The organism is Nocardia sp. NPDC005998 (assembly GCF_040614395.1).
Lineage (GTDB): Bacteria > Actinomycetota > Actinomycetes > Mycobacteriales > Mycobacteriaceae > Nocardia.
Map to the genome: position 1 here is coordinate 23,976 of NZ_JBEXUI010000017.1, position 26,319 is coordinate 50,294.

Below are 26,319 nucleotides of genomic sequence, written 5' to 3' on the forward strand. Positions count from 1 at the left end.
CGAACCTCATGCCGCCCAGCCGCCCATTCGATCGAGATGACTCTCCACATCGGCCAGAAATCCGGGCGGGAACCGTAGGTTGCCCATTCCGGTGCGGCGCAGGAATCCGGCGGTCGCACGGGCGGAGAGCAGCCGCGCATCGGTAAGGAAGTGGTGCAGATCCTCATACGGCTCGTGCACCGGCCAGGTCGAGACCGGCACCCGGTAGGCCGCGCCCGCCCGGCCCCACGCGGCGACCGGCCACGGCCGCCCCGGCGGCAGCGGCTCATCGCCGGAAATCGGCTCGCCCGGTGCGGCCAGCCGGGCGCCGACCCAGGACGCCATCCGCACACTCACGGCATTGCCGATCAGCTTCCACCGGTGTCCGTGCCGGATGCCCGGCACCGAGGTCGCCGGTTCGGTCCAGTCGGCGGCGAAGCCCTGCAGCCGTTCACCGTCCACGATGCCCGGCGTGACGATCTCGCCCGAGGGCAGCCGAACCGCGGGCGGACTCGCGATGCCCAGCGCCGAACCGCCCTTGAGGGTCGGGATCGCGTTCACCGCCCAGCCGAGTCCGCGCACGCCCTCGGTCCAGTAGAAGCCGCACGGATCCTGTTCCGGGTCACCGAGATCGAGCGATCCGGCATCATCACCGAACAGCACCCGGCGCGGATCCTCGGTGCGCGAGGCCAGCATCAGCACCCGCTGGCGGCGCTGTGGCAGCCCGAAGGCCCGCGCGTCGACCACCCGGTATGCCCAGGTGTAGCCGAGTTCCTCCAGCGCGCCGGTGATATGCCGCATGGCCGCACCGCGGCCCAGCTGCAGCATGAACGGCACATTCTCGATCAGCAGCCAGCGCGGTCCGCGCTGTCGGCGCACCAGCCGGAACACCTCGTCCACGAGTCCGGAGCGTTTTCCGGTGATGCCGGCGGTGCGCCCGGCCTGGGAGAGGTCCTGACAGGGAAAACCGGCGGCGACCAGTTCGGTACCGGCGGGCAGGGCGCGCAGCCGAGTGATGTCGGCGTGCAAGGGAATTCCGGGAAAGCGTGCGGCGAGCACCGCCTGCGCACCGGGATCGATCTCGCAGAGCAGCTCGGTGTGCCAGCCATGGTTGCCGAGGCCGAGCTCCAGCCCGCCGATACCGGCGAACAGCCCGACCATCCGCCCGCCCGTCACAGTCTTCCCTTCTCACGGTTGCTCGCGGATCGCTCGGAACCACCAGCGCTGCGTCTCCGTTGAGCAGGTTACTCGAGCGGTCACGGCCACGACCTGGCGACAGCCACGGTAGTGTGTCGTGCACTCGGTCCGATCGGTTGCCCCGGTAGTGCTCACGGTCGAATCGCGTATGCACGGCCGTTCGACGGCAGCAGGCATCCTTCGAGCTTCCGCTTCTGCTGACCCTTCCGGCGCTCCAGCGTCGACGCGCAGTTCCCGGTTTATCCCAAAGTGTTACGCCAGGAAAGTGAGCGAAATGCAGATTCCGTCTACCAGGAACGGGAACTATCCCGACGTAGTCGTGACCAGTCTGGCGGCGACCACCTCGATAGCTGGTGATGTCGACTCCACCTGGAAGGGGTTGCTCAATGGCGAGAGCGGCATCGATGTCCTGGAGGACAGCTTCATCGAGCAGTTCGAACTACCGGTGCGCATCGGCGGACATCTGAAGGTCGAACCGTCGCAGAACCTCACCCGGCAGGAGGCACAGAACCTGTCGTATGTGGAACAGATGGCCCTGACGCTGGCGCGTGAGGTCTGGCGCAATGCGGGCAGTCCCGAGGTGGACAGGAACCGGCTCGGTGTCGCCATCGGCACGGGACTCGGTGGGGGCGAATACATCACCGACGCGCGAGACCGGCTGCGCAACGGCGGCTACCGCAAGGTGCCGCCGCTGACGGTGCAGCGCATCATGCCCAACGGTTCGGCCGCCTGTGTCGGCATGGAACTCGGCGCACGCGCGGGCGCGGTCACCCCGGTCTCGGCCTGCTCGTCGGGTTCGGAGGCAATCGCCAATGCCTGGCAGATGATCGTCATGGGCGATGCCGACATGGTGGTCGCCGGTGGTGTCGAGGGCTCCATTCAGGCGGTGCCGATCGCGGCGTTCACCATGATGCGCGCGATGAGCACCCGCAATGAGGACCCGAGGGCCGCCTCGCGACCGTTCGACAAGGACCGCGATGGATTCGTCTTCGGCGAGGCGGGCGCGATGATGGTCATCGAGACCGAAGAGCACGCCAAGGCGCGCGGCGCGACCATTCACGCACGCTTGATGGGCGCCGGAATCACTTCTGACGCTTTCCATCTGGTCGCACCGGATATCGATGGCAAGGGTGCCGCGCGGGCGATGACCAGGGCCATGCAGAAGGCCGGAATCTCCAAGCGCGATGTCACCCATGTCAACGCGCACGCGACCGCCACTCCGATCGGCGATACCGCCGAGGCGCAGGCCATCAATGCCGCCGTCGGCGACCACGCGTCGGTTTACGCGCCCAAATCCGCGCTCGGCCATTCGATCGGCGCGGTCGGGGCGCTCGAATCGGTGCTCACCGTGCTCACCGTGCGCGATGGCATCGTGCCGCCGACGCTGAATCTGGACAACCAGGATCCGGAGATCTATCTCGACGTGGTCAAGGGGCGGGCCCGACCCGGCCGGATCGATTACGCCGTCAACAACTCGTTCGGTTTCGGCGGGCACAACGTGGCGATCGCCTTCGGACGGTACTGAGCACCGTCGGTCGGCGCACCTGCTAGCCTTCCCGACGCTTCGTTATCGACCTGTGTTCGGTGTAACCGCATGGCCCGAGTGCCTGCGTTGGCAAAAGGATAAGGCGATGATCGACGAAACCTTCGACGACTATTTGGACGATCAGGGCAATATCAAGATTCGTGGCGATAAGACCCTGATCGACTTCGTCGACAAGCACAGCGCGGAGAACGGCGATGATCTCGCCTACCGCTATATCGACTACTCGCGGGAACGCGATGGCGAGTACGTCGATCTCACCTGGCACGAATTCGGCATTCGGCTGCGTGCCGTCGCGGCCCGGCTGCAGCAGGTGACCCAGCCGGGCGACCGGGTGGCCATCCTCGCCCCGCAGGGGCTGGACTATGTCGTCTCGATATTCGCGGCGGTCTACGCGGGCAATATCGCGGTCCCGCTGTTCGATCCGGAGGAGCAGGGCCATACCGATCGACTGCGCGCGGTGCTCGGTGACTGCACGCCAGCGGCCATTCTCACCGTCGGCTCGGCCGCGGCGGGCGTGCGGAACTTCTTCCGGCATCTCCCGGCGGCACAGCGGCCGCGCATTATCGCCGTCGACGCCATTCCGGACAGTGTCGGATCGAGCTGGATGCGGCCGGAGATCAATATCGATAGTGTCGCCTACCTGCAGTACACCTCGGGGTCCACGCGGACACCGGCCGGTGTCGAGATCACCCACCGCGCGGTCGGCACCAATCTCTTGCAAATGATCGATGCTATTGGTGTAGAAGAGAATTCACGTGGTGTCACCTGGCTGCCGCTATTTCACGATATGGGTCTGCTATCGGTGATCCTGCCGACAATCGGCGGTGGATTCATCACCATCATGTCGCCGAGTGCGTTCGTGCGGCGACCCTATCGCTGGATCAAGGAATTGGCCGCCGCCTCCGATGGCGCCGGAACCTTCGCCGCCGCACCGAATTTCGCGTATGAGCATGCCGCGGCCCGCGGTAAGCCGAAAGCCGATGAGGAACTTGATCTTTCGAATGTGATCGGATTGATCAACGGCAGTGAGCCGGTGTCGGTGTCGTCGATGCAGAAGTTCAATGCGGCGTTCGCGCCCTACGGTCTGCCCGCGACCGCGATCAAGCCCTGCTACGGCATGGCCGAGGCGACGTTGTTCGTCTCGGCGACCAAGGCCGAGGACGAGGCCAAGGTCGTCTACGTCGATCGCAATGAGCTCAATGCGGGCCGCATGGTCGAAGTGCCAAGGGGCACCGAGAATTCGATCGCGCAGGTGTCGTGCGGCTTTGTCGCACTATCGCAGTGGGCGGTGATCGTCGATCCGGAGACCGGTATCGAGCGCGAAAACGGCGAGGTCGGCGAGATCTGGCTGCACGGCGACAATATGGGCATCGGGTATTGGGGTCGGCCGCAGGAGACCGCGGCGACCTTCCAGAACACCCTGACGCGCCGACTGCCGGAGGACAGTCACGCGCAGGGCACCGATCCGGATGCCCAGTGGATGCGCACCGGCGATTTCGGCGTCTATCTCGACGGCGAGCTGTACATCACCGGTCGGGTGAAGGATCTGGTGATCGTCGACGGGCGCAACCACTATCCGCAGGATCTGGAGTTCTCGGCCCAGGAAGCCAGCACCGCGCTGCGGCCCGGATTCGTCGCGGCGTTCTCGGTGCCCGCGAATCAGTTGCCCGCGTTGGTCTTCGAACAGGGCAGTCGTTCGGGGCTCACCTTCGACGCCGATAACACCTCGGAGCAACTGGTCATCGTGGCCGAGCGTGGCACCGGTGCGGCGAAACTGGATCCGGAGCCGATCGTGGATATTGTGCGCGCGGCCATCGCGCGGCGCCACGGCGTGACCGTGCGCGATATCCTGCTGGTCCCGGCCGGTTCGATCCCGCGCACCTCCAGCGGCAAGATCGCCCGACGGGCCTGCCGCGCCGCATATTTGGCGGGCACGCTGCGCGGGGGCTATCAGCAGCGGGACTTTCCGGATGCGCCGACGGAGCAGGAGCACACGAGCATCCGGGTTCGGTGACTGCGGTCCGTACCATCGAAGTAGCGCATATCGGCGCCCGGAATCCGGGCGCCGATGCCGTCTGCGGGTGGTGCTGATCGGGGGTTGCCGGAGGGGCTTGACCTCGAGGTCACTCGAGGTTGTTGGCTATGGGCGTGGCGGAAAATCGGTTGGCCGATCTCGGGACCGATGCCACCCTGAAATGTCGGACCCCAGTGCGAACATCACCGGGAGATCCGTTCGCGACACCAGCCAAACCACGGGACCACGAGGGGGAGCTTTGTCCGTCACGCTCGATACGCGGTCGGCCGATACGGAGGTCGACAGACCCGAGCGACCTGCCGCCGCGGCGTCGGGCCGCCTGCATTCGCTGCGCCGGTTCCTGCCGTATCTGCGGCCGCATCGGGCTGCACTGCTCGGCGCGACCGGGCTCGCGGCGGTCGCCGCCTTGACCGCGATCATGATCCCGCTGGTCATCGCGCGGATCATCGACGGTCCGATTCAGCGGCGCGATTTCGCGGGTGTCGTGCTGCCGGTGCTGGGCGTGTTGCTGCTCGGTCTGATCGAGGCGTTCGGGGTGTGGGGCCGCCGGTGGCTCATCGCGAAACCGGCGGCCCAGTTCGAGATCGCCATGCGCGCCAAGATCTTCCGCAAGCTGCAGACCTTGTCGATCGGCCGCCACGATGCCTGGGAGTCCGGGCAGCTGCTGTCGCGCGCGATCGACGATATGAGCACCATGAAGCGGTTCGTGGCGTTCGCGGGGCCGTTCCTGATCATCCACTGCATTGTGATCCCGGTCGGTCTGCTCATGCTGTTCGCGCTGAGCTGGCAGGTCGGGCTGATGTTCGCGATCGTCGCGCTGCCGCTGACCTATGTCTGCCTGCGGTTCGAGCGCCGCTACGCGGTCGCCTCGCGGCGTTCCCAGGATCAGTCCGGCGATCTGGCCACCACCGCCGAGGAGTCGGCGCAGGGCATCCGGGTGCTCAAGGCATTCGGTCGCGGTGGGTTCTTCGGTGGGCGGTTCACCACTCAGTCACGTGCGCTGCAACAGACCGAACTGTTCAAGGTGCGGCTGGACGCCACGCTGTGGTCGGCAATGGTGAGCCTGCCGCAGTTGGCCATCGCCTTCGCGCTCGGCTACGGCGGATACGCCGTCGCGCACCACACCATGACACTGGGCACCCTGGTCGCTGGCATCACCCTGGCGACCTTCCTGCAGTGGCCGATCATCTGGACCGGTTTCCTGCTCGCCGAATGGAACGACGCGCGCACCGCGGCCGACCGCTTCTGGGAGATCATCGACACCCCGGTCGATATCACCGATCCCGCGGATCCGGTCGTGCTGCCCGAGCGAATTCTCGGCGAATTGGCCCTGCACGGTGTGCGTTTCGCCTTTCCCGAAGCAAAAGGTGAAGTACTGCACGATATTTCGCTGAAGGTGCGGCCCGGTGAGACGGTGGCACTGGTCGGTGCGACCGGTAGCGGAAAGACGGCGCTGCTCAATCTGATTCCGCGGCTCTACGATGTGACCGGCGGCGCCATCACCATCGACGGCATCGATATCGCCTCGATGCGGGTCGCCGATCTGCGCTCGCTGGTCTCGGTGGCATTCGAGGAGCCGGTGCTCTTCTCGGCGAGTGTGCGGGAAAACGTCGCGCTCGGCGATCCGGAGGCCGGTGATGACGATGTGTGGCGCGCGCTCGATGTCGCCCAGGCCACCGACTTCGTGCAGGACCTGCCGTGGGGCTTGGATACCAGGATCGGCGAGCAGGGGCTGAGTCTGTCCGGAGGGCAGCGCCAGCGGCTGGCACTGGCCCGCGCGGTGCTCGCGCGCGCGGGCACGGGCGAGCGGACTCGGATCATGGTGCTCGACGACCCGCTCTCCGCACTCGATGTGGAGACCGAGGAGCGCGTGCAGGAACGGTTGCGCACGGTGCTGGCCGGTGCCACCACGCTGCTCGTGGCGCACCGGCCCTCGACCGCGGCACTCGCCGACCGGGTGGCACTGCTCGCCGACGGCCGGATCATCGCCGAGGGCGCCCACGATCAACTGCTGAAGACCAGCAGTCGCTATCGCGAGCTGATGGGAGGTGAATCATGACCACAACCGAAACCGCTGTCCCTGCCGACGATTCGGCCCAGCGCGACGAGATCGCCGACTGGCGCGGCATCGCCAATGAGGACAAAGAGGTGACCGAGACCGGAAATCTGGTGCTGGCCGGTCGATCCCGGCGGCTACTGCTGAGCCTGGTCCGGCCGTATCGCAAGCTCGCGATCCTGGCCATGGTGCTGATCGTGCTCGATAACGCCGCGATGGTCTCGGCGCCGCTGTTCGTCGCGCACGGGCTCGACACCGGCATCGCCAAGGGGGCCGAGGGGAACTGGGTGCCGCTGGCGCTCACCGTGGCCGGTTATCTGGGTGCGATCGGGCTCGGCGTATGCACCACCTTCGTGTTCCTGCGGATCTCCGGAAAGCTCAGCCAGAGCGTGCTTTTCGATCTGCGGGTCCGGCTGTTCGCGCATATGCAGCGGCTCAGCGTCGCCTTCCACGAGCAGTACACCTCCGGCAAGGTCGTGGCCCGGCTGACCGGCGATATCGAGACGCTGCAGCAGCTGCTGGAAAGTGCGCTGAATCAGGCACTGAGCGCCATCCTTTCAGTGCTGACCATCGCGGTCCTGCTGATCTACCTCGATCAGACGCTCGCCGCCATCGTGCTGCTCGGATTCGTGCCATTGGTGCTGGTCACCCGCTGGGCCCAGCGCAGGCAGCGGGCCGGATACCGGCGCACCCGCGGCGCCATCGCGAAGGTGGTCGTGCAGTTCGTCGAGTCGATGGGCGGCATGCGCGCGGTGCAGACCTTCCGGCGCGAGGCCCGCAATGAATCGGTGCTGGCCGCCGAGGATGCCGAATACTTCCAGGCGACCACCGCCGCCATGCGCGGTATGGGCGACTACGCCGGACTCACCCGCCTGCTCGGCAATCTGACCAGGGTGATCGTCATCGTGGTCGGCGCCTGGCTGGTGATCGAGGGCAACCTCGCCGTCGGCGTCCTCGCCGCATACCTGCTGTACCTCAACGATTTCTACGGCCCCCTCGACGAACTGGCCCAGGTCTTCAACGCCTACCAATCCGCGGCCGCCGCCCTGGAAAAGATCTCCGGCGTGCTGGAGGAGGAACCCTCGGTCGAGGAACCGGCCAACCCGGTCGCCCTGACCAAGGCAACCGGCGCCGTGCGCATGGACCACGTGTGGTTCGGCTACGGATCACCGGCCAGTGGTGAGGAGACGCCATCGGATTCCGCTGCCGTGCTCGAACTGTCGGATGCTGCCGCGGGCACCGTCGCGGAAGCCGTGTCCGAGAAGTCTGGAGCGGTGCTGCCCAGCGTGGCTGTTACGAGCGCTGTGTCGACGAGCGCCGGTGCCGTGGAGCCGAGGGTGGCTGAGGCGATTCCGAGTGGAGGAGGTCCGGCCGATCTCGAGCTGCCGGATTCGGCTGGACCCGTGGTTGTGGGAGCGGTTTCGGAGGGCCATCGTTCGGTGCAGGCGAGTGCGACCGGGCCGATACCGGGTGACGCGGCGGTGGCGGAGCCTGAACTCGTTGTGCCACAAGCCGAGCAGCGCGGTCGGGCGCGTCCGGTGTTGCCGGAGTTCTCGCTGGACATCCCGGCCGGGCAGGTGATCGCGCTGGTCGGTGCGACCGGTGCGGGCAAGTCCACGCTGGCCAAGTTGCTGACGCGGTTCTATGACCCCTCCGGTGGCACGGTGAGTTTGGATGGCATCGACCTGCGGCAGCTGTCCGATGTGGATCTGCGGCGCAATGTCGTGATGGTTACCCAGGAGTCGTATTTGTTCTCTGGGTCGGTGGCCGACAATATCCGGCTCGGGCGGCCGGAGGCCAGCGATGCGGAGGTGTTCACCGCGGCGCGCGCGGTCGGTCTGTACGACTTCGTGACCGCATTGCCGGAGGGTTTCGACACCGACGTGCGCAAGCGCGGCGGGCGCTTGTCGGCGGGCCAGCGTCAGCTGGTGGCGTTCGCCAGGGTATTCCTCGCCGATCCCGCGGTGATCGTGCTGGACGAGGCGACCTCGAGCCTGGACATTCCGAGCGAGCGGCTGATTCAGCGGGCACTGGAAACGGTGCTGCGCGATCGCACCGCCGTGATCATCGCGCACCGGCTGTCCACGGTCGCGATCGCCGACCGGGTCCTGGTGCTCGAGTCCGGCCGGATCGTCGAGGACGGCACACCGAGCGAGCTCATCGCGGGCACCGGCCGGTTCGCCAGCCTGCACGCCGCGTGGCGCGAGTCGCTGGTGTAATGCCGGTGCATGGTCCGCGTCGCTTACGGTAGATACGTGACGAACCCAGCCCTCGGCTCCGACAGCCAACCTGCGGCATCCCGGTGGCCGGCGATCCTCACCTGGCGCGCGCACAACGGGTCGCGGATGGAGTCCGTCCGCGTGACCCTCAATGGCAACCGCATCCGCGCCGCCGGTCGCATGATCGGCGGTGCGTGCGCGGAACACCCCGCGTTCAGCGCCTCATATGACCTGGTCACCGATGAGAACGGCGTCACAAAGCGGCTATCCCTGCGCAGCACCACCGCCGCCGGGGAACGTCAGGCCTCCATCGCCAGGGACGAGGAGAACTACTGGCTCGTCGACGCGGGCGGCGGCCATGTCCGCTCCACCTTCGCGGGCGCCCTCGATGTCGACGTCGTACTCAGCCCGTTTTTCAACACCCTCCCCATCCGCCGCTTCGGCCTGCAGAACGCCGTCGACGACATCCAGGTCCCGGTCGTCTACGTCCGCCTCCCCGACCTCCTTGTCCAGGAGGCCAGCCTCACCTACAGCAGCGGCGTCACCGGCATCAGCGTCCTGTCCCCGGTCTCCAGCGCCACCGTCACTGTCGACGCCGACGGCTTCCTCCTCGACTACCCCGGCCTCGCCGAACGCATCTGACCACCCGGATCAGTCCAGCTCGGTGATCACCCCACCGCGCTGGCCTGCGTCGCGCAAGGCTTCGAGCCAGTTGTGGTCGCCGGGATGGATATCGGTGATTGCCCAGCGCTGCGTGGTTTCGTAGCGTTCGCGGGCGTCGTGCCCGGCTTCGACGAGGTCGACGAGGGTGCCTTCCGCGCGCAGGCTGTCGCGGGCCGCGCTCAGTACGGTCAGCGATTCCTCTAGCACGTCCAGCAGGGCTGCGGCATTGGGCTCGCAGATGGCGCGGACGAGGTCGGGGGCGGTGGCGGCGACGCGGGTGCCGTCGCGGAACGAACCAGCGGCGAGTCCGAGCGCCAGGTCACCGCCCGCCGCACCGGATACGGCCAGCGCCTCCGCGAGCACATGCGGCAGATGGGAGATCCGGGCCACCGCGCGGTCGTGCTCGTCCGCGACCACCGGGGTGACCACCGCACCACAGGCCAGCGCCAGCCGCACCACTCGTCGCCACGGCTCGGGGTGGGTGCCCGCATCCACCCCGACGGCCCACACCGCATCCTGGAACAGGCCGGAATGGGTAGCCGCCCAACCGGATTCGGAGGTACCGGCCATCGGATGCCCGCCGACGTAGCGGGCCGCGAGCCCGTGCCGGTGCACCGCCGCGGCCACCGGCGCCTTGACGCTCACCACATCGGTGAGCGGACAGTGCGGCGCGAAGCTCGCCACCTCGGCGAGGATGTGATCCACCGCGGGCATCGGCACCGCGACGACGATCAGCGCATCGGTATCGGCGGCCCGGGTCAGCACCCCGAGCAGATCACCCGTGACGTCGAAGCCGTCGGCGCGTGCGGCCTGCGCACCCCCCTCTGACCTGTTGTAACCCCAGGCGTCGTAGCCCGCGCCGACGGCCGCGCGCAGCAGCGAGCCGCCGATCAAGCCCGTCCCGAGGACACACACCGGTGCTTTCTGGTCAGGAGTCATCGGAACAGATTCGCATACGACTTCAACATTTCGGCTCGAGCCGACTACCGTTGCGGCCATGGCAGCACAGCGCTCGGGCACGAACAAGGCTGCGTCGGATGATTTCGACGACGTGGAGGGGTTCGCAGTGGCGGTTGTCCGCGAAGAAGGACAGTGGCGGTGTAGTCCGTTGAGTCAGGCCGCACTCACCGATTTGGCCGCGGCGGAAACAGAACTCAAGGCATTGCGTAGTTCCGGTGCGGTGTTCGGATTGCTCGATGTCGACGATGAGTTCTTCATCGTGCTCCGGCCCGCGCCGAGCGGCACCCGGATGCTGGTCTCGGATGCGACGGCCGCGATCGACTACGACATCGCCGCCGACGTGCTCGAGGCCCTCAATGTCGAAATACCCGATATCGACCCCGACGAACTCGACGATATCGAGCCGTGGGAGGAGGGCGATCTCGGCGTGCTCGCCGATCTCGGCCTGCCCGAACCGGTGCTCAGCGTGATCCTCGCCGAAACCGACCTGTATCCGGATGAGCAGCTCGGCATGATCGCCCAGCGGCTCGGCTTCGCCAATGAACTCTCGGCGGTGCTGGACAAGCTGCCCCGCTGACGTGGGTCTGCTCGCCGACGGACTTTCCGACACCGATATGGTCCGCGCCGCGATCGCCGCAGCGGCCGATGCGGGCGCTCGCGATGTGCCCGTCGGTGCCGTCGTCTTCGATGCCAACGGACGTGAACTCGCCCGCGCGGCCAATGCCAGGGAGGCTCTGGGCGATCCGACCGCCCACGCGGAGATCCTCGCCCTGCGCCGGGCCGCCGCGGTCGTCGGCGATGGCTGGCGCCTGGAGAACACGACGCTCGCGGTGACCCTGGAGCCGTGCACCATGTGCGCCGGTGCCTTGGTGCTCGCCCGCGTCGGCCGCCTGGTCTTCGGCGCCTGGGAACCGAAAACCGGTGCCGTCGGCTCGCTCTGGGACGTGGTCCGTGACCGCCGTCTCAATCACCGCCCAGAAGTGCGCGGCGGTGTTCTGGAAGCCGAATGCGTCGCGCTGCTGGACGAATTCTTCCGAGCCCAACGCTGAGGCGCGCGCCACCCCCACAGCCTGCCGAGCACCCCCTCCGGCCGCCCCTACAGCCGATTTAGCGATCCGCCCCCCGTCCGGTATGGTTGTCGGCGGTGGCGTGTCCGAGCGGCCTAAGGAGCACGCCTCGAAAGCGTGTGAGGGGTAACCCCCCTCCGAGGGTTCAAATCCCTCCGCCACCGCCAAAGGCTCTGACTTGGTAAGCCAAGTCAGAGCCTTTTTTCGTCGGGGCGGCGTATGTGATCGTGAGGACGTCCGCGATGTTGAGCTGATTCACTCGAGTTTGTCCAACAGATCGCGATGCTGGCTGATCGCAAAGGCGGTCTCGGTCCGCATCACGTCGCGCTGCTGCCAGCGCGCCACGTACTCGGCGATTGCGTCGTTGATGATGGTGTCCATGTTTAGACCCTCGCGTTCAGCCAGGGCGCGAACGTTCGCTTCGTTCTCGTCGGTCAGTCGAAGGTGCACAGCCATTGCGTGAAGGTACCGTCGCGGCACCACTCGGCGAGCGGGGATTCAACACAGCGATTCGGGGATTCGCCTGTGGCGACTGCTGAATCCGCCATGTGGCACAAACGAATCCGGAATGTGGGAGTTCCTGGGTAAGTGGGCCGTTCGCGGGTATACGGCGATTAAGCGAGCGCGGCGAGGTCGCGGTGCGACGATGGCGTCGCGGGACGAGCCGCGCGGGATTGATGCGTGAGAGTCACATGAGAGAGCCTTATTTCCGATTCGGCAGTCTGCTGGTCCTGATCTGGCTGGTGATCGGCGTGGTCGCCGCGGGCCAGCGGCACTATTTCGACAGCGGTCCGATCAATTGCGCTGGCTTCGGCACCATCGCGGTGACGACCCTGGCCGGTCCGCTCAACTATATGGGGGTGAATCCGAAGATCGCGGATTGCAATGTGCCGCAACCCAGTCCGTAGCGGCCACGGCTGAGCGCCGAGGATCTGGCCGTCCCCGCGCGCTCAGGGCGTGCTCTGCCGGGCGGCGACATGCCGTGCGGTAGGGCGCGCCCGTGCGTGCGCCCGGTATGTACCGAATGCCCGAGTGCGGGCCGGGTGCGATGCGATAATTCGCCGCATCACCAACCGCGCGAGCACCATCCGCGGGAGAACATATGAGCGAGCCCTCGATGAAACTTGGCACCGTGCTGATCGTGATCTGGTTGGTCATCGGCGTTGTCGCCGCCGGACAGCGTAACTATTTCGACAGTGGTCCGATCAATTGCGCCGGATTCGGCACGATCGCACTCACTGTCCTCGCCGGTCCGCTCAACTATATGGGCGTGAATCCGAAAATCGCCGATTGCAACGTGCCGCAGCCCAGTCCATAACCCCCTAGCCAAGCCCAGAGCATCAGGCTAGAGTTAACGCTCCGCATCCGGGTACTCCGCCGCTACGCGAGTGCGAAAGGAAGCGATTACGATGCGCGAGCGTGTAACCCGACGCCGGCGTGCGCACTCCGCCGGTACCCGATTCATTGGACTGCTGCTCATGTCCTGGCTGGCCATAGGCATGTTTGCTGCCGGACAGCGTCTTAAATTCGACAATCCCCCGATCGACTGCGCTGGCTTCGGCACCATCGCGGTGACGGCGCTTGCCGGTCCACTGAACTATATGGGAGTTAACCCGAAGATAACTGCGTGTAGTCTGCCCCAGCCGAGCCAGTGATGAAATAGATACGCCCCCAACGGAATTCCGGCCCGATCTCGAATTTCGCTGGCGGCGTGGTGAATTCGAAGCTCAGCCGCCGCGCACCGGCTGCCGCACCGTACCGGTTCCCGGCTGTCCGCGCAGTTCGTGCAACTTCGCCCGTTCCACATCGATATCGAGCAGGATCTTGTCCAGCCCGACGGCCGGGCAAGCCGAGATTCAGCCCCGCCGCGAGCAGGCCGAGCGCACCCACCCACAAGATCAAGACGGGGGTCCCGAAACGTATTCGGCCCCGCACCCGAATCCGGGTGCGGGGCCGAACCGTGGGCTCCGTACAGCGAGCCACAGGCTCCGATCAGCTGACGCCGACCGGCACCTTTGCCGTCTCCGCGGACCGCTGCTGCAGCTCACGCAGCTTCGCGCCCTCGACGTCGATATCCGGCAGGATCCGGTCCAGCCACTTCGGAATCCACCAGGACCACTTGCCCATCAGCACGAGCAGCGACGGGATCACGACCATCCGGACGATGAACGCGTCGATCAGCACGCCCGCCGCCAGCGCGAAGCCGAACGACTTCGCGGTGACATCGGTTTCCAGCAGGAAGGAGCCGAACACCGAGATCATGATTACCGCGGCCGAGGTGACGACCCGGGCACCGTGGTGGTAACCGGCGACCATCGCGTCCTTCGGCGACTTGCCGTTGACGAACTCCTCGCGCATCCGGGTCACCAGGAACACCTGGTAGTCCATGGCCAGGCCGAACACCAGACCGATCAGCATGATCGGCAGGAAGCTGACCAGCGGATGCGGATCCTCGATCAGCCCGAGCTTGCCCTGCTGGAAGATCAGCACCGTGGCGCCGAAGGTCGCCCCCATGGACAGCAGGAAGCCGAGCGCGGCGGTGAGCGGCACCAGAATCGAGCGGAACACCAGGATCAGCAACAGGAATGCGGCACCGGCCACGATCGCCAGATACGGCACGATCTTGCTGAGCAGCACGTGGTCGACATCGGCGAAGATCGCCGTGGTGCCGGTGATGCCGTACTCGATGCCGTATTCGGTCTGCATCTGCGCTTCGGCGTCGCGCGCGTCGCTGACCAGATCCTTGGTGGCCTGGTTGTTCGGACCCGACTTCGGCACACCGTCGAGCAGCGCACCCGCCTTGTCCTCACCGCTCCACTTGGGCTCGGTCACGTAATCCATGCCCGAGTAGGACGCGAGCTTGGACCGCAGCGCGTTCACCGCGGCCTCACGGCGTTCGGCGGGCACCTTGGTGAGGTCGACCGCGACGTTCAGCACGCCATTGCTGCCCTCGCCGAAGCCCTCGGTGCGCAGCTCGTAGGCCTTGCGGATGGTGGAGGTCTTGGGCTGGCTGTCGTCACCGGGCAGGCCGAGGTTCAGACCGGCGGCCGGTGCGGCGAGCAGGCCGAGGACGACCACGCTGAGCAGCAGGGTCACCGCGGGTGCCCGGCCGATCAGACGGCCGAACCGCATGCCATTGGTGACCGAGTGATCGTCCTCGGGATCGTGCTGGGCGACGATCGGCAGCTTCGGCTTGAACAGGAACCGGCCGAACGCGCCGAGCAGCGCAGGCATCAGGGTGATGGCGGTGAGCACCGCGAATGCGGCGGCGATCGCGCCACCCAGGCCCATGAACGTCATGAACTGCACGCCGACGATGCTGAGGCCGCCGAGCGCGATGATGACGGTGAGACCGGCGAACACCACCGCGGAGCCCGCGGTGCCGAGCGCGGTGCCGGCCGCCTCTTCCGCCGAATCCTGCACTGCCAGTTCATGTTTGTAGCGCGACACGATGAACAGCGCGTAGTCGATCGACAGGGCGATGCCGATCATGGACGCGAGGAAGGTCGTGAAGCTGGGCACCTCGATGATCGAGGTACCGAGGAAGATCAGCGAGGTGGCCGCGCCGAGGCCGATGATCGCGGTGATGATCGGCACGAAGGCGGCCACGATGGCACCGAACGCGATGATCATGACGATCAGCGCGATACCCATGCCGATCTGCTCGGACTTACCGCTGGGCCCCTCGTTCTTCTGCGCGATCGAGCCGCTCATCTCCACCTGCAGCCCGGCATTGCGGGCGTCGCTGGCGACGTTGTAGGCCGCTTCGCGCTGCGCGTCGGTGACGTCGGTGAACTTCTTGATGGTGAACGGGACGCTGAAGAAGGCGACCGAATCCGGATCGGTCTTGCTCAGCACGTTCAGCGGTGCGCCACTGCACTTGGACGGGTCCGGATCGGCGATGCAACCCGACTTCTCCGCGGCCTCAATGGGATTCATCACCGGCTTGCTGTGGTCGACGATGTCGAGCGTGCCGAGTTTGGCGATGAACGCCTCCAGCGACGCACGGTTCGCCGGATCGGTCAGCTTCTGCCCCTCGGGCGCGGCAATGACATAGGTGCCGGTGACGGCATCGAATTTGAAGGCGTCGGAGGCGCCGGGAAAGTGCTTGTCGAGAATGTCGTTGGCGCGCGCGGATGGCAGCTCCGGCATGCTGAAGTCGTTGGTCATCGGCTCCTTCAGCTGCGCGCCGAGGCCGCCGAGCAGTAGGAAGAGGACAAGCCAGACCGGAAGCACTATCCATTTTCTTCGGAAAGCGAACTTTCCCCATCTATACAGATAAACGGACACGAGAGGTTCTCCTAGCGATGCCTGAGTACGTGCTGGTTCGCGGCGCGTAGACAGCACACGCGGGGTTGCCCTGCTGTACCCCGCCTCCAATTGACGCTTTCTGCCTACCGTGCGGTAGGTAGACTACCTAGGAGCTAAGCGGAGGTACAACCTCAATTCTGATGGCAACGTTAGCTCAGCGCAGAAGTGATGAGAGGATCATCCCATGACCGTTCGTGACGCGGGCGACACTGTTATCGCAGGTGGCGGCACTAAATTGGCAATTCGTGACGCCGCAGTGAAGCTCTTCGGCGCCAAGGGATTCGAGCAGACGAGCCTGCGCGAGGTCGCGGATGCGGTAGGAATCACAAAGGCTTCGCTCTACTATCACTACGCCTCGAAGCTCGATCTACTACTGGCGATCGTAGATCCGATCATCGATCACCTGCGCGCGGTGACCGAGGATATCGATGCGGTCCCACACGACGCCGAAGGGGTGCGGGCCGTCCTGCGCGCCTATTTGCGCGGCATGATTCGCCATCGCGATGCCGGTGCCCTGTGCGTCCGCGATACCGTCGCGATCCTCAATGTGATGGCCGACCGCTACCCGGATCTCATGAATTCCAGTCGGGTACTGCGCGAATGGCTGGCCGGACCCGATGCCGACGATGTGGCCAAGCTGCGCGCTAGTGCGGCGATGGAGGTGCTCGGCGTCGCGCTGCTGTCCACCGAACTCGTGCCGGGCGTCGCGGATTCGGTGGTGGAGCGCACGCTGCTGGACGCGGCCACCTGTGTGCTGACCGGCTGTCACACCGCGTAAGTTCGTTTGGACACCTAGTAGGCCAGGGAGTAGCCGCAGTGCACATCACCGCGAAGGTCGATTACGCGGTGCGGACCTTGTTGGAAATCGCCCGCGCACCGAAGACCGACGATGCCGTGGTCGGCGCGACCGCGGTGCAGGTCGCGCCGGTGGTGAAGGCCGAGGCGATTTCGACCGCGCAGCACATCCCGCCCAAAGTGCTCGAGACCGTACTCGCCGAATTGCGCCGAGCCGATCTGGTGACCAGTAGGCGCGGCCCGGACGGCGGCTATTGGCTGGCCCGCCCGGCCGGCCAGATCTCCATCGCCGATGTGATCCGCGCGATCGAGGGTCCGCTGGCCTCGGTGCGCGGTGAGCGTCCGGAGGATGTGCGCTATCCGGGAGCGGCCGAGCCATTGCAGCGGGTGTGGATCGCGCTGCGGGTGAATATTCGCGCGGTACTGGAGGACGTTTCCATCGACGACATCGCGCGCAATCGGCTCCCCGGATTCATCGAAGCGCTGACCGAGGATCCCGGTGCCTGGGCGCGGCGGTAATTCGAATCGGGTCACGCGGGCCGAAAGGTGCGCGAGCCGTTGCGGTTTCCTGCCGCAGCCAAGGGGCCGCAATCCATGGCATCGGTGCTGGTCGGGAAACCCCGCGACGGATATCTCGGTTTCCCGGTAGCCTCCTGTTCATCATGCTGATCAGACTGCTTCGCACCTATCTGGCCCCCTACCGGGCCCAATTGGCGGGGGTCGTCGGCCTACAACTGATCGCCGGCATCGCGATGCTGTACCTGCCGACCTTGAACGCCCACCTGATCGATAATGGCGTCACCAAGGGCGATATCGGCTACATCTGGAGCACCGGACTGCGGATGCTCGCGGTCACCGGCGTGCAGATCATCGCATCCGCCTGCTCGGTCTACCTCGGTGCGCAGGCCGCAATGGGCGCGGGCCGGGATCTGCGCGGGGCGGTACTGCACCGGGTCGGCACCTTTTCCGCGCGCGAGGTCGGCATGTTCGGCGCGCCATCGCTTATCACCCGCAATACCAACGATATTCAGCAGGTTCAGCTGCTCATCGTGATGTCGGCGACCATCCTGGTGGCGGCGCCGATCATGTGTGTCGGCGGCATCTTCATGGCGGTGCGCGAGAACTTCGGGCTGTCCTGGCTGCTGTTGATCGCGGTGCCCGCATTGGCCATCTCGATGGGTGCCATCGTGGCCAAGATGGTGCCCGGCTTCCGCGATATGCAGTACCGGATCGATGGGGTCAATCGCGTACTGCGCGAACAGATCACCGGTATCCGGGTGGTGCGCGCATTCGTGCGCGAGCGCCAGGAGAGCTGGCGCTTCGGACTGGCCAACTCCGAACTCACCGATGCCGCACTGCGGGTCGGCCGGTTGATGGCGCTGATGTTCCCGCTGGTCATGCTGATCAGCAATGTCACCGCCGTCGCGGTGACCTGGTTCGGCGGGCATTTGATCAACGACGGCCAGATGCAGATCGGCTTGCTCAGCGCGATGCTGTTCTACATCATGCAGATCCTGATGGCCGTCATGATGGCCTCGTTCCTGGCCATGATTGCACCGCGCGCGGCCGTCTCGGCCGACCGGATCGGCGAGGTGCTCGACACCGAGACATCGGTGCTGCCGCCGCGGCTGCCGCAGCCGTTCAAGGGCGATGCGGCCCTGGTCGATCTGCAATTCGCCGAATTCACCTTCCCCGGTGCGGAAAAACCGGTGCTCTCCGCCATCCGGTTCCAGGTCGAGCCGGGCACGACCACCGCCATTGTCGGCTCCACCGGCGCGGGCAAGACGACGCTGCTCAACCTGATTCCCCGGCTCATCGATGTGACCGACGGGGCGATCTATGTCGGCGGCACCGATGTCCGCCATATCGACCTCGAGCTGCTGCGCGAACAGATCGGCCTGGTGCCGCAGAAGGCTTACCTGTTCTCCGGAACGGTGGCGAGCAATCTGCGCTATGGCAATCCGCACGCGACCGACGAGGAGCTGTGGCGCTGTCTGGAGATCGCGCAGGCCGCCGACTTCGTACGCGATATGCCGCAGGGCCTCGAGACCCCGGTCGCGCAGGGCGGCACCACCGTATCGGGTGGGCAGCGCCAGCGGTTGGCCATCGCTCGGGCACTGGTGAAGAAGCCGCGGGTCTACCTGTTCGACGACTCGTTCTCCGCACTCGACGTGGCCACCGACGCCCGACTGCGCGCGGCACTGCGGCCCGAGACCAGGGACGCCTCGGTAATCATTGTGGCGCAACGGGTTACCACCATCCGCGATGCCGATCAGATCGTGGTACTCGAGGACGGTGCGATGGCCGGGATCGGCACCCATGACCAGTTGATGCGCGCGTGCGCAGAGTACCAGGAGATCGTCGCCTCGCAGCTCGGCGCCGATGAGGTCGCCGCAGTCGCCCTCGCCAAGCGCAACGGATCGCCGCCCGATCCGAGCGGGGGCGGGCATCGGGCCCGGCTGGAGGAGAGCCGATGAGGCCCGGTGCGGTGAATCCCGGTGCGCCGGACGCGAAGGCGAAGTCCTTCGGTCCGTCGCTGAAGCAGCTGTTGCGCAGGCTGGCACCCGAGCGCATGTATGTCGGTGCGATCGTCGGGCTGGCGATCGTCTCGGTGACGCTGAATACGCTCGGTCCGTACATCCTGGGCAAGGCCACCAACCTGGTCTTCGACGGTGTGATCGGCGGAAGGCTGGCCAGCGGCACCAAAGAGGAGGCGATCCAGCACGCACGCGCCGCGGGCGACAACACCTTCGCCGACATGCTCGGCGCGATGGATGTCACCCCGGGTGTCGGTGTCGACTTCGGCGCGGTCGGCCGGATTCTGATACTGGTATTGCTGCTCTATGTCGGCGCCTCGGTGTTCAGCTGGCTGCAGTCGTTTCTGCTCAATATCGTCATCAACCGCACGGTGAAGCGGCTGCGCAGCGATGTCGAGGACAAGATTCACCGACTTCCCTTGCGCTACTTCGATTCCACGCCGCGCGGTGATCTGCTCAGTCGCGTCACCAACGATGTCGACAATGTCTCGCAGAGTCTGCAGCAGACCATGAGCCAGCTGCTCGTCTCGGTCTTCTCGGTAATCGGCATCCTGGTCATCATGATCTGGATCTCGCCGCTGCTGGCGCTGATCGCCCTGCTCACCGTGCCCGCCGCCATTGTGGTCACCGCGCAGATCGCCAAACGCTCCAAACCGCACTTCGTGAACCAGTGGAAGTACACCGGCATGGTGAACGCCCAGGTCGAAGAGGCCTTCACCGGGCACGAGGTGGTTACCGCATTCGGCCGCAACCGCGAGGTCGGCGAGGAATTCGACAAGCGCAACAACGATCTCTACGAGTCGAGCTTCAGGGCGCAGTTCATCTCCGGGCTGATCATGCCCGCGATCATGTTCCTCGGGAATGTGAACTTCGTGCTGGTGGCGCTGGTCGGCGGTCTGCGGGTGGCCACGGGCAATCTGTCACTCGGCGAGGTGCAGGCCTTCATCCAGTACTCCCGGCAGTTCAGCCAGCCGCTGACCCAGATCGGCGCCATGGCCAATGTGCTGCAATCCGGTGTCGCCTCGGCCGAGCGGATCTTCGAGATCCTCGACGCCGAGGAGCAGTCGCCGGATCCGGTCATGGAGAACTCCCGTCCGGTCGATCGCGGCCGGGTCGAATTCGAGGCGGTCTCCTTCCGCTACGAACCGGAGACGCCGGTCATCGAGCGGCTCTCGCTGGTCGCCGAGCCGGGGCATGTGGTCGCCATTGTCGGCCCGACCGGTGCGGGCAAGACCACGCTGGTGAATCTGCTGCTGCGGTTCTACGAACTCGACGCGGGCACCATCACCATCGACGGCGTCGATATCACCACGATCACCCGGGATCACCTGCGGTCCAGGATCGGCATGGTGCTGCAGGACACCTGGCTGTTCAAGGGCACCATCCGGGAGAACATCGCCTACGGCAATCCGAATGCGAGCGAGGCGGATATTCTCGACGCCGCTCGTGCCGCCTACGTCGACCGCTTCGTGCACGCCCTGCCGCACGGTTACGACACGATCATCGATGAGGAGGGTTCGGGCGTCAGCGCGGGTGAGAAGCAGCTGATCACCATTGCCCGCGCCTTCCTGGCCAAGCCGTCCATCCTGGTCCTCGACGAGGCGACAAGTTCGGTCGACACTCGCACCGAGGCCCTGGTCCAGCACGCCACCGCGGCCCTGCGCCGCGACCGCACCAGCTTCGTGATCGCGCACCGACTCTCCACCATCCGCGATGCCGATCTGATCGTCGTCATGGAGGCGGGCCGCATCGTCGAGCACGGCACCCACGAGCGTTTACTGGAGGAGCGCGGCGCGTACTACCGCCTCTACAATGCACAATTCGCCGCAGCTGCCGCTGACGCGTGAGTATCGGCTGGGGCGAACTGGGCCGAGCTACCAGTTTGCCGAGGTGCCGACTGATTTCGGAGGAACATGGGTAACTCGTCGGGTACGTCCAGAACTAGCTCCGAACCGACCGTCGGCCCGGAGCGGAACTCGAGCGCTTCCTACGTCCGGCAAAAGGCCCGGGGAGGCGGAGGAGCGTCCGATCCCGAAGCCTTCTCGTTTGCCGTTGGTACCCGTCTCGCGGGGCGGCACGGTCGATCGGGTGTGATCAGCACACCGCACGGCGATATCGCCACGCCCGCGTTCATCCCGGTCGGCACCAAGGCAACGGTGAAGGCGGTGCTGCCGGAGACCATGCGGGAACTCGGCGCCCAGGCGCTGCTGGCCAATGCCTACCACCTGTATCTGCAGCCGGGTTCGGACATCGTGGACGAGGCGGGTGGGCTGAGCAAGTTCATGAACTGGCCGGGCCCGACCTTCACCGATAGCGGCGGCTTCCAGGTGATGTCGCTCGGTGTCGGTTTCAAAAAGGTGCTGGCCATGGAGGCGGTCGACATCCGAAGCGACGATGTGATCGCCGCGGGCAAGGAGCGTCTGGCGATTGTCGACGATGACGGCGTCACCTTCCGCTCCCACCTGGACGGTTCGAAACACCGGTTCACACCCGAGGTTTCGATGGGCATCCAGCATCGGCTCGGCGCGGACATCATCTTCGCCTTCGATGAGCTGACCACCCTGCTCAATACCCGTGCCTACCAGGAGAAGTCGCTACAGCGCACGCACGAATGGGCGCAGCGCTGCATCGACGAGCACGAACGGCTGACCGCCGCGCGCACGCACCGCCCATACCAGGCGCTGTTCGCGGTGATCCAGGGCGCACAGTACGAAGACCTGCGCCGCAAGGCATGCCGGGAACTGGAATCGGTCCGGGGCGCTGCCGGAACGGGTTTCGACGGCTACGGCATCGGTGGCGCGCTGGAGAAGCACAACCTCGGCACCATTGTCGGCTGGTGCTGTGACGAACTGCCCGAGGACAAGCCGCGCCATATGCTCGGCATCAGCGAGCCCGAGGACATCTTCGTCGCCGTGGAGAACGGTGCGGACACCTTCGACTGCGTGAACCCGTCCCGGGTTGCCCGCAATGCGGCGATCTATGTCGCCGAAGGCCGATTCAATATCAATACCGCCCGATTCCGCCGCGACTTCACCCCGATCGACGAAACCTGCGACTGCTACACCTGCGCCAACTACACCAGGGCCTATATCCACCACCTGTTCAAGGCCAAGGAGATGCTCGCCTCCACGCTGTGCACGATCCACAACGAGCGCTACACGATTCGGCTCGTCGACCGGATCCGCGAGAGCATCGAGGGCGGTTACTTCGACGAATACAAAGCCGAAACGCTCGGCCGCTGGAAGGGGCGCATTCGGACCCCGTAGATCCGAATGCGCACAACAACTTTCAGTTCAACAGTGCGGCGGTTTCTCGGGGCGCGTAGCTCGGCTCGTGCTTTTTCAGGAAGGCGATCACCCGGTAGGTGATCGGCAGCACGATGACCTCGGCCAGCGTCTTCCAGATGAATCCGACGATCACGTAGTTGACGAACTGTCCCCAGCTATCGATGCCGATGGCGGTGGCCGCGATCGAGCAGAAGATCAGTGTGTCACCGAATTCGCCGACGACGGTGGAGCCGATCAATCGGGCCCACAGATGCTTTTCCTTGGTCTTCTCCTTGATCAGCACCAGCGTCGCGGAATTGAGCATCTCGCCGACGAAGTATCCGGTCAGCCCGGCCGCGACCAGCTGCGGTGTGGTGCCGATCACGGACCGGAAGGCTTCCTGATTGTCGTAGAAGGTCGCCGGTGGCAGCTCGATGGCGATCTTGAAGCAGATGACCGCGAGCAACAGGATGGCGAAACCGTAGTAGATGGCCCGGCGGGCGGCCTTGAAGCCGTACACCTCACTGAGCACATCGCCGATGATGTAGGCCAGGGGGAACAGGAACCACGCGCCATCGGTGGAGATCGGCAGGATCTCGATCGGCCCGAGCTTCACCGAATGGTCGGTGAGGAACTGGACGCCCTTGGTTGCGCAGATATTCGAGATGATCAGCGTCGCGGTGAACAGTGCGACGACGGGGGTGTAGTAGCCCCGCGAGGCGACGGCGAATGCCGCGTGGGCCGCCGCGGGGCCCCCAGATCCTGGGTGTTCTTCAACTGTTTTGGACTCACTCACGCGCTTCATCAAACCAGGTTGTGGAATAGGCTGTACCAATGACGAATCCCGGCGATTCCTCCGACGAGTGGTGGAAGCAGTACGGTGGCGAAGGTGTGTCGCCGGAAGGTGGCGCCCAGGGGTCGGTACCGCAGTACCCCGCGGCTCCGCCGCCCGGATCGGTTCCACAGTATCCGTCCGCGCCGCAGTACCCGCAGCAGCCAGCGCCGCAGCCGACGCCGCCGCCTCAGCAGCAGTATCCGAGCTACCCGCAGCAGCCGGTCGCCGGTGCGCAGCAGCCGTATCCGCAGACCCCGGCCTACCCGAACGCGTATCAGCCGTATGGATACCCGCAGCAGGGGCAGGGCACCAACGGGCTCGCGATCGGTTCGCTCGTCGCCTCATTGGTCGGTCTGTGCACCTGCATCGGCTCGATCGTCGGGATCGTGCTCGGCATCATCGCGCTGAATCAGATCAAGGAACGCGGGCAGGAGGGCCGCGGTCTGGCGCTGGCCGGTATCTGGATCGGTGCCGGTGGCATCGTGCTCGGCATCGTCTGGCTGGTCTTCAATATCGCGCTGTCCTCGACCTGACGATCGTCGAAAATAGCTGTGCCGCAATAGAACAGGGGCGCTCCCGAACCGGGAGCGCCCCTGTTTTCGCGTTGCGAGCGGATCAGGCCTTGACGACCTGGGTGCCGCCAGCGAACTTATCGTGCCAACCCTGCTTGTTCGGGTCCTGCTCGATGGTCACCGCGATGTAGATCCCCATGCCGATCGCGACCAGGTTCCCGAGGCACGGAATGATGTTGGCCACCAGGTACAGGTTGCGCTTGAGCGAAACTTCCGGGGTGATCTTGGCGGCGCCGCCGGGGGCGACGACGCGCAGGCCGAGGATCTTCTTGCCCAGCGTGGTCCCCATATTGGTTTCCATCAGCACGAAGTATGCGATGGGGGCCGCGACGATCACGATGAAACCGAGGATCGAGCCGATGATGCCGATCTTCGACAGGATGAGGTCGATGATGTACGCCGGGATACCGACGATCAGCCCATCGATGAACCTGGCGCCGAACCGGGGCAGCAGCTCACCCGGCTGGCCCGCACCGGAGCCCTGCTGGCCGTACTCACCGTACTGCTGCGGGTAGGGCTGCTGGCCGTAGGGATCCTGCGGCTGCTGGCCGTATTGGGGCTGCTGGCCGTATTGGGGCTGCTGGCCGTATTGGGGTTGTTGTCCGTATTGGGGCTGCTGGCCGTACTGTGGCGGCTGCTGCCCGTACTGGGGTGGCTGCCCCTGAGGGTACTGCTGGCCGCCCTGCGGGTACTGCTGGCCGTACGGCTGCCCGCCTTGCGGATATTGGTTGGGGTCGTACCCACCGCTTGTCATATCTGTTTCCTCGTCAGTGATCAGTAGATCGGTCGCTTGCGTACGTTACGGACATCGCGCGGGTTGCAACAACCCATTCTCGTCGAGTGTCCAAGGTTCGTCGGGCAGATGGGCCGGGTCGAATCCGTCGAGCAGCTCGGCGGGCGACACCGGGGGATAGCCGAGTGAACAGGCCAGCGCCGCCGCCACCTGATCGGGTGTATTCCCAAGGGCGAGTTGGTCGGTGAGTGTCACCGCGCCGTCGCGCTTGGCCAGTCGCTTGCCCTGCGCATTCAATACCAGCGGCACGTGTGCGTACCGCGGAACCGGGAGTTCCAGCAGCGTCGCGAGGTAGGCCTGGCGCGGCGTGGACGGCAGCAGATCGTCGCCACGGACCACCTGATCGATGCCCTGTTCGGCATCGTCGACGACGACGGCCAGGTTGTATGCCGGAATTCCATCGCCGCGCCGCAGCACGACATCGTCGACCGGGCCGCGGTAGCGTCCGTGCAATTCGTCGACGAATTCGAATTCGCTCGCCTGCGCGCGCAGGCGCAGCGCGGCCGGACGGCCGTCGCCACGATGCGCGGCACGTTGGGCCTCGGTCAGGTCGCGGCAGGTGCCGGGATAGTGGCCGACCGGTCCGTGCGGTGCGGTCGCGGCCTGCTGGATTTCCCTTCGGGTGCAATAGCACTCGTAGGTGAGTCCGGCGGCGGTGAGCCGATCAATGGCCGCGGCGTAGTGGGATAGTCGGTCGCTCTGTCGAACGACGGGACCGTCCCAATCCAGTCCGATCGCGGCGAGATCGGCCAGCTGGCGCTGCTCGGCCCCAGGCCGCACCCGATCCAGATCATCGACCCGGATTACGAAGCGTCGTCCGGTCGACCGCGCGAACAACCAGGCAAGCACGGCCGTGCGCAGATTTCCGAGGTGCAGATCGCCGGATGGGCTCGGCGCGTACCTGCCTGCCGGAGTACTGGTGGTTGCGGGCACCTTTGCCATGGTAGGGCTGCGGTCCAGATCACCGGATCCGCAGGTGCGGCATGAGTCGGTCTGCGGGAATCGGGGTGCCGCGCTCCAGCGCGGCCAGCAGTGTCTCGGCGTGCGCGATCAGACCAGCGCTATCGATCCCATACGGCAGCGGGGTGCCCGGATCCGGCGCGTAGGCGCGCAGCCGCGTCACCGCCCGGGTGAGCAGCGTGCGCGCGCCCTTGGGATTGTCCCGCTGGATGTGGGTGAGTCCGACTGCGTATTGTGCGAGTCCCTGCCACAGCATCCTTTCGGCGAACGGCCCGTTCTTCCATGCGGCCTCCAATACCTCGTGTGCGTTGAATGCCAGGCCGTCATCGAGCAGTTGCTGGGCGTATGAAAGGGTTTGCTGGGGTAGCAGATTCAGGTCATCCGGAATTCGCGGCACTCCGACGCTGCCGACCGGCAGCGGCCGCCCGAACCGGTCGCGCGGGCGAGGATTGCGGGCGCGACCTGCCTCGTCGCGGGGGCGTTCGACCATGCGGCCCATCATCCACGGCCGCTGCCGGGGGCGTCCAC

The 26,319-nt window shown here is 65.8% G+C and carries 23 protein-coding genes, 1 tRNA gene and 1 pseudogene; 17 read left to right on the forward strand and 8 right to left on the reverse strand.

Annotated elements, in window-relative coordinates; genetic code table 11:
• Nucleotides 1–6: 6 nt before the first annotated feature.
• On the reverse strand, nucleotides 7–1,140 hold the full coding sequence (gene dcm, locus ABZ293_RS22570; protein ID WP_355183700.1) for a DNA (cytosine-5-)-methyltransferase: 1,134 nt from the start codon (nucleotides 1,138–1,140) through the stop codon (nucleotides 7–9).
• A 310-nt stretch (nucleotides 1,141–1,450) separates the two neighbouring features.
• On the opposite strand from dcm, the gene ABZ293_RS22575 reads away from it, so the two are divergent.
• From ABZ293_RS22575 to ABZ293_RS22595, 5 genes are all read left to right on the forward strand, one after another.
• Nucleotides 1,451–2,701, forward strand: coding sequence for a KasA/KasB family beta-ketoacyl-ACP synthase (locus ABZ293_RS22575; protein WP_355183503.1), 1,251 nt, complete (start codon nucleotides 1,451–1,453; stop codon nucleotides 2,699–2,701).
• 109 nt (nucleotides 2,702–2,810) lie between these two features.
• Nucleotides 2,811–4,736 (forward strand): long-chain-fatty-acid--AMP ligase FadD32, encoded by a 1,926-nt coding sequence (gene fadD32 / locus ABZ293_RS22580; RefSeq protein ID WP_355183702.1) that lies wholly within the window; start codon nucleotides 2,811–2,813, stop codon nucleotides 4,734–4,736.
• 259 nt (nucleotides 4,737–4,995) lie between these two features.
• Nucleotides 4,996–6,816, forward strand: coding sequence for an ABC transporter ATP-binding protein (locus ABZ293_RS22585; RefSeq protein WP_355183504.1), 1,821 nt, complete (start codon nucleotides 4,996–4,998; stop codon nucleotides 6,814–6,816).
• Nucleotides 6,813–9,032 (forward strand): ABC transporter ATP-binding protein, encoded by a 2,220-nt coding sequence (locus ABZ293_RS22590; RefSeq protein WP_355183506.1) that lies wholly within the window; start codon nucleotides 6,813–6,815, stop codon nucleotides 9,030–9,032. Before ABZ293_RS22585 ends, ABZ293_RS22590 begins: the two co-directional genes overlap by 4 nt.
• Nucleotides 9,033–9,041: 9 nt before the next feature.
• On the forward strand, nucleotides 9,042–9,674 hold the full coding sequence (locus ABZ293_RS22595) for a putative glycolipid-binding domain-containing protein (protein WP_355183508.1): 633 nt from the start codon (nucleotides 9,042–9,044) through the stop codon (nucleotides 9,672–9,674).
• Between the two features lie 9 nt (nucleotides 9,675–9,683).
• Here ABZ293_RS22595 and ABZ293_RS22600 read toward each other — a convergent pair whose 3' ends face one another.
• Nucleotides 9,684–10,634 (reverse strand): prephenate dehydrogenase, encoded by a 951-nt coding sequence (locus ABZ293_RS22600; protein ID WP_355183509.1) that lies wholly within the window; start codon nucleotides 10,632–10,634, stop codon nucleotides 9,684–9,686.
• Between the two features lie 58 nt (nucleotides 10,635–10,692).
• On the opposite strand from ABZ293_RS22600, the gene ABZ293_RS22605 reads away from it, so the two are divergent.
• The 3 genes from ABZ293_RS22605 to ABZ293_RS22615 all read left to right on the forward strand — a co-directional run bounded on the left by ABZ293_RS22605 (nucleotide 10,693) and on the right by ABZ293_RS22615 (nucleotide 11,889).
• The gene (locus ABZ293_RS22605) at nucleotides 10,693–11,232 is read left to right on the forward strand and encodes a tRNA adenosine deaminase-associated protein (RefSeq protein ID WP_354955378.1); all 540 of its coding nucleotides are present in this window, start codon (nucleotides 10,693–10,695) and stop codon (nucleotides 11,230–11,232) included.
• Between the two features lie 37 nt (nucleotides 11,233–11,269).
• Nucleotides 11,270–11,704, forward strand: coding sequence for a nucleoside deaminase (locus tag ABZ293_RS22610; protein WP_355183704.1), 435 nt, complete (start codon nucleotides 11,270–11,272; stop codon nucleotides 11,702–11,704).
• 94 nt (nucleotides 11,705–11,798) lie between these two features.
• Nucleotides 11,799–11,889: transfer RNA gene (locus ABZ293_RS22615), tRNA-Ser, on the forward strand.
• A gap of 88 nt (nucleotides 11,890–11,977) precedes the next feature.
• On the opposite strand, the gene ABZ293_RS22620 is transcribed toward ABZ293_RS22615, so the two are convergent.
• A complete protein-coding gene (locus ABZ293_RS22620) occupies nucleotides 11,978–12,178 on the reverse strand; it encodes a hypothetical protein (RefSeq protein ID WP_355183511.1) in 201 nt (66 codons plus the stop codon).
• A 236-nt stretch (nucleotides 12,179–12,414) separates the two neighbouring features.
• Here ABZ293_RS22620 and ABZ293_RS22625 point away from each other — a divergent pair, with 236 nt between their 5' ends.
• The 3 genes from ABZ293_RS22625 to ABZ293_RS22635 all read left to right on the forward strand — a co-directional run bounded on the left by ABZ293_RS22625 (nucleotide 12,415) and on the right by ABZ293_RS22635 (nucleotide 13,377).
• Nucleotides 12,415–12,630, forward strand: a complete 216-nt coding sequence (locus ABZ293_RS22625) for a hypothetical protein (protein WP_354955351.1) — start codon at nucleotides 12,415–12,417, stop codon at nucleotides 12,628–12,630.
• Between the two features lie 209 nt (nucleotides 12,631–12,839).
• Nucleotides 12,840–13,040 carry a hypothetical protein gene (locus ABZ293_RS22630; protein ID WP_354955428.1) on the forward strand — a complete coding sequence of 67 codons (201 nt, stop codon included), beginning with the start codon at nucleotides 12,840–12,842 and terminating at the stop codon, nucleotides 13,038–13,040.
• Between the two features lie 91 nt (nucleotides 13,041–13,131).
• A complete protein-coding gene (locus ABZ293_RS22635; RefSeq protein WP_355183513.1) occupies nucleotides 13,132–13,377 on the forward strand; it encodes a hypothetical protein in 246 nt (81 codons plus the stop codon).
• Nucleotides 13,378–13,714: 337 nt separating this feature from the next.
• Here the strand turns inward: ABZ293_RS22635 and ABZ293_RS22640 are convergent, their stop codons facing one another.
• Nucleotides 13,715–16,012: an MMPL family transporter gene (locus ABZ293_RS22640; protein ID WP_355183515.1), complete on the reverse strand. Its 2,298-nt coding sequence runs from the start codon at nucleotides 16,010–16,012 to the stop codon at nucleotides 13,715–13,717.
• A 205-nt stretch (nucleotides 16,013–16,217) separates the two neighbouring features.
• Between ABZ293_RS22640 and ABZ293_RS22645 the strand changes: the two genes are divergently transcribed.
• The 5 genes and pseudogenes from ABZ293_RS22645 to tgt all read left to right on the forward strand — a co-directional run.
• On the forward strand, nucleotides 16,218–16,811 hold the full coding sequence (locus tag ABZ293_RS22645) for a TetR/AcrR family transcriptional regulator (protein WP_355183516.1): 594 nt from the start codon (nucleotides 16,218–16,220) through the stop codon (nucleotides 16,809–16,811).
• Between the two features lie 38 nt (nucleotides 16,812–16,849).
• The gene (locus ABZ293_RS22650; protein ID WP_354955343.1) at nucleotides 16,850–17,347 is read left to right on the forward strand and encodes an Rrf2 family transcriptional regulator; all 498 of its coding nucleotides are present in this window, start codon (nucleotides 16,850–16,852) and stop codon (nucleotides 17,345–17,347) included.
• A gap of 143 nt (nucleotides 17,348–17,490) precedes the next feature.
• Nucleotides 17,491–19,305, forward strand: a complete 1,815-nt coding sequence (locus ABZ293_RS22655; protein WP_355183518.1) for an ABC transporter ATP-binding protein — start codon at nucleotides 17,491–17,493, stop codon at nucleotides 19,303–19,305.
• On the forward strand, nucleotides 19,302–21,212 hold the full coding sequence (locus ABZ293_RS22660; RefSeq protein ID WP_355183520.1) for an ABC transporter ATP-binding protein: 1,911 nt from the start codon (nucleotides 19,302–19,304) through the stop codon (nucleotides 21,210–21,212). Before ABZ293_RS22655 ends, ABZ293_RS22660 begins: the two co-directional genes overlap by 4 nt.
• A gap of 177 nt (nucleotides 21,213–21,389) precedes the next feature.
• Nucleotides 21,390–22,631: pseudogene (tgt, locus tag ABZ293_RS22665) on the forward strand (tRNA guanosine(34) transglycosylase Tgt); the annotation flags it as partial.
• A gap of 22 nt (nucleotides 22,632–22,653) precedes the next feature.
• Here tgt and ABZ293_RS22670 read toward each other — a convergent pair.
• The gene (locus tag ABZ293_RS22670) at nucleotides 22,654–23,436 is read right to left on the reverse strand and encodes a queuosine precursor transporter (protein WP_355183522.1); all 783 of its coding nucleotides are present in this window, start codon (nucleotides 23,434–23,436) and stop codon (nucleotides 22,654–22,656) included.
• 29 nt (nucleotides 23,437–23,465) lie between these two features.
• Between ABZ293_RS22670 and ABZ293_RS22675 the strand changes: the two genes are divergently transcribed.
• The gene (locus ABZ293_RS22675; protein ID WP_354955335.1) at nucleotides 23,466–23,999 is read left to right on the forward strand and encodes a DUF4190 domain-containing protein; all 534 of its coding nucleotides are present in this window, start codon (nucleotides 23,466–23,468) and stop codon (nucleotides 23,997–23,999) included.
• Nucleotides 24,000–24,081: 82 nt separating this feature from the next.
• Here the strand turns inward: ABZ293_RS22675 and ABZ293_RS22680 are convergent, their stop codons facing one another.
• Genes ABZ293_RS22680 through ABZ293_RS22690 form a run of 3 tightly spaced genes read right to left on the reverse strand, consistent with a single transcriptional unit; the run spans nucleotide 24,082 to nucleotide 26,281 of the window.
• Complete coding sequence (locus ABZ293_RS22680; RefSeq protein ID WP_355183524.1) at nucleotides 24,082–24,792, reverse strand: RDD family protein; 711 nt, start codon at nucleotides 24,790–24,792, stop codon at nucleotides 24,082–24,084.
• 45 nt (nucleotides 24,793–24,837) lie between these two features.
• Nucleotides 24,838–25,764: a tRNA glutamyl-Q(34) synthetase GluQRS gene (gene gluQRS / locus ABZ293_RS22685; RefSeq protein ID WP_355183526.1), complete on the reverse strand. Its 927-nt coding sequence runs from the start codon at nucleotides 25,762–25,764 to the stop codon at nucleotides 24,838–24,840.
• A 28-nt stretch (nucleotides 25,765–25,792) separates the two neighbouring features.
• On the reverse strand, nucleotides 25,793–26,281 hold the full coding sequence (locus ABZ293_RS22690; RefSeq protein ID WP_355183528.1) for a DUF309 domain-containing protein: 489 nt from the start codon (nucleotides 26,279–26,281) through the stop codon (nucleotides 25,793–25,795).
• Nucleotides 26,282–26,319: the final 38 nt, after the last annotated feature.

Excerpts from the sequence above, each read along its gene's own strand:
- dcm (WP_355183700.1), bottom strand. The coding sequence starts at position 1,140 with ATGGTCGGGCTGTTCGCCGGTATCGGCGGGCTGGAGCTCGGCCTCGGC.
- ABZ293_RS22575 (WP_355183503.1), top strand. The coding sequence starts at position 1,451 with ATGCAGATTCCGTCTACCAGGAACGGGAACTATCCCGACGTAGTCGTG.
- ABZ293_RS22590 (WP_355183506.1), top strand. The coding sequence starts at position 6,813 with ATGACCACAACCGAAACCGCTGTCCCTGCCGACGATTCGGCCCAGCGC.
- ABZ293_RS22595 (WP_355183508.1), top strand. The coding sequence starts at position 9,042 with ATGGTCCGCGTCGCTTACGGTAGATACGTGACGAACCCAGCCCTCGGC.
- ABZ293_RS22600 (WP_355183509.1), bottom strand. The coding sequence starts at position 10,634 with ATGACTCCTGACCAGAAAGCACCGGTGTGTGTCCTCGGGACGGGCTTG.
- ABZ293_RS22605 (WP_354955378.1), top strand. The coding sequence starts at position 10,693 with ATGGCAGCACAGCGCTCGGGCACGAACAAGGCTGCGTCGGATGATTTC.
- ABZ293_RS22610 (WP_355183704.1), top strand. The coding sequence starts at position 11,270 with ATGGTCCGCGCCGCGATCGCCGCAGCGGCCGATGCGGGCGCTCGCGAT.
- ABZ293_RS22620 (WP_355183511.1), bottom strand. The coding sequence starts at position 12,178 with ATGGCTGTGCACCTTCGACTGACCGACGAGAACGAAGCGAACGTTCGC.
- ABZ293_RS22625 (WP_354955351.1), top strand. The coding sequence starts at position 12,415 with ATGAGAGAGCCTTATTTCCGATTCGGCAGTCTGCTGGTCCTGATCTGG.
- ABZ293_RS22630 (WP_354955428.1), top strand. The coding sequence starts at position 12,840 with ATGAAACTTGGCACCGTGCTGATCGTGATCTGGTTGGTCATCGGCGTT.
- ABZ293_RS22635 (WP_355183513.1), top strand. The coding sequence starts at position 13,132 with ATGCGCGAGCGTGTAACCCGACGCCGGCGTGCGCACTCCGCCGGTACC.
- ABZ293_RS22645 (WP_355183516.1), top strand. The coding sequence starts at position 16,218 with ATGACCGTTCGTGACGCGGGCGACACTGTTATCGCAGGTGGCGGCACT.
- ABZ293_RS22655 (WP_355183518.1), top strand. The coding sequence starts at position 17,491 with ATGCTGATCAGACTGCTTCGCACCTATCTGGCCCCCTACCGGGCCCAA.
- ABZ293_RS22660 (WP_355183520.1), top strand. The coding sequence starts at position 19,302 with ATGAGGCCCGGTGCGGTGAATCCCGGTGCGCCGGACGCGAAGGCGAAG.
- ABZ293_RS22670 (WP_355183522.1), bottom strand. The coding sequence starts at position 23,436 with ATGAAGCGCGTGAGTGAGTCCAAAACAGTTGAAGAACACCCAGGATCT.
- ABZ293_RS22675 (WP_354955335.1), top strand. The coding sequence starts at position 23,466 with ATGACGAATCCCGGCGATTCCTCCGACGAGTGGTGGAAGCAGTACGGT.
- ABZ293_RS22680 (WP_355183524.1), bottom strand. The coding sequence starts at position 24,792 with ATGACAAGCGGTGGGTACGACCCCAACCAATATCCGCAAGGCGGGCAG.
- ABZ293_RS22690 (WP_355183528.1), bottom strand. The coding sequence starts at position 26,281 with ATGGTCGAACGCCCCCGCGACGAGGCAGGTCGCGCCCGCAATCCTCGC.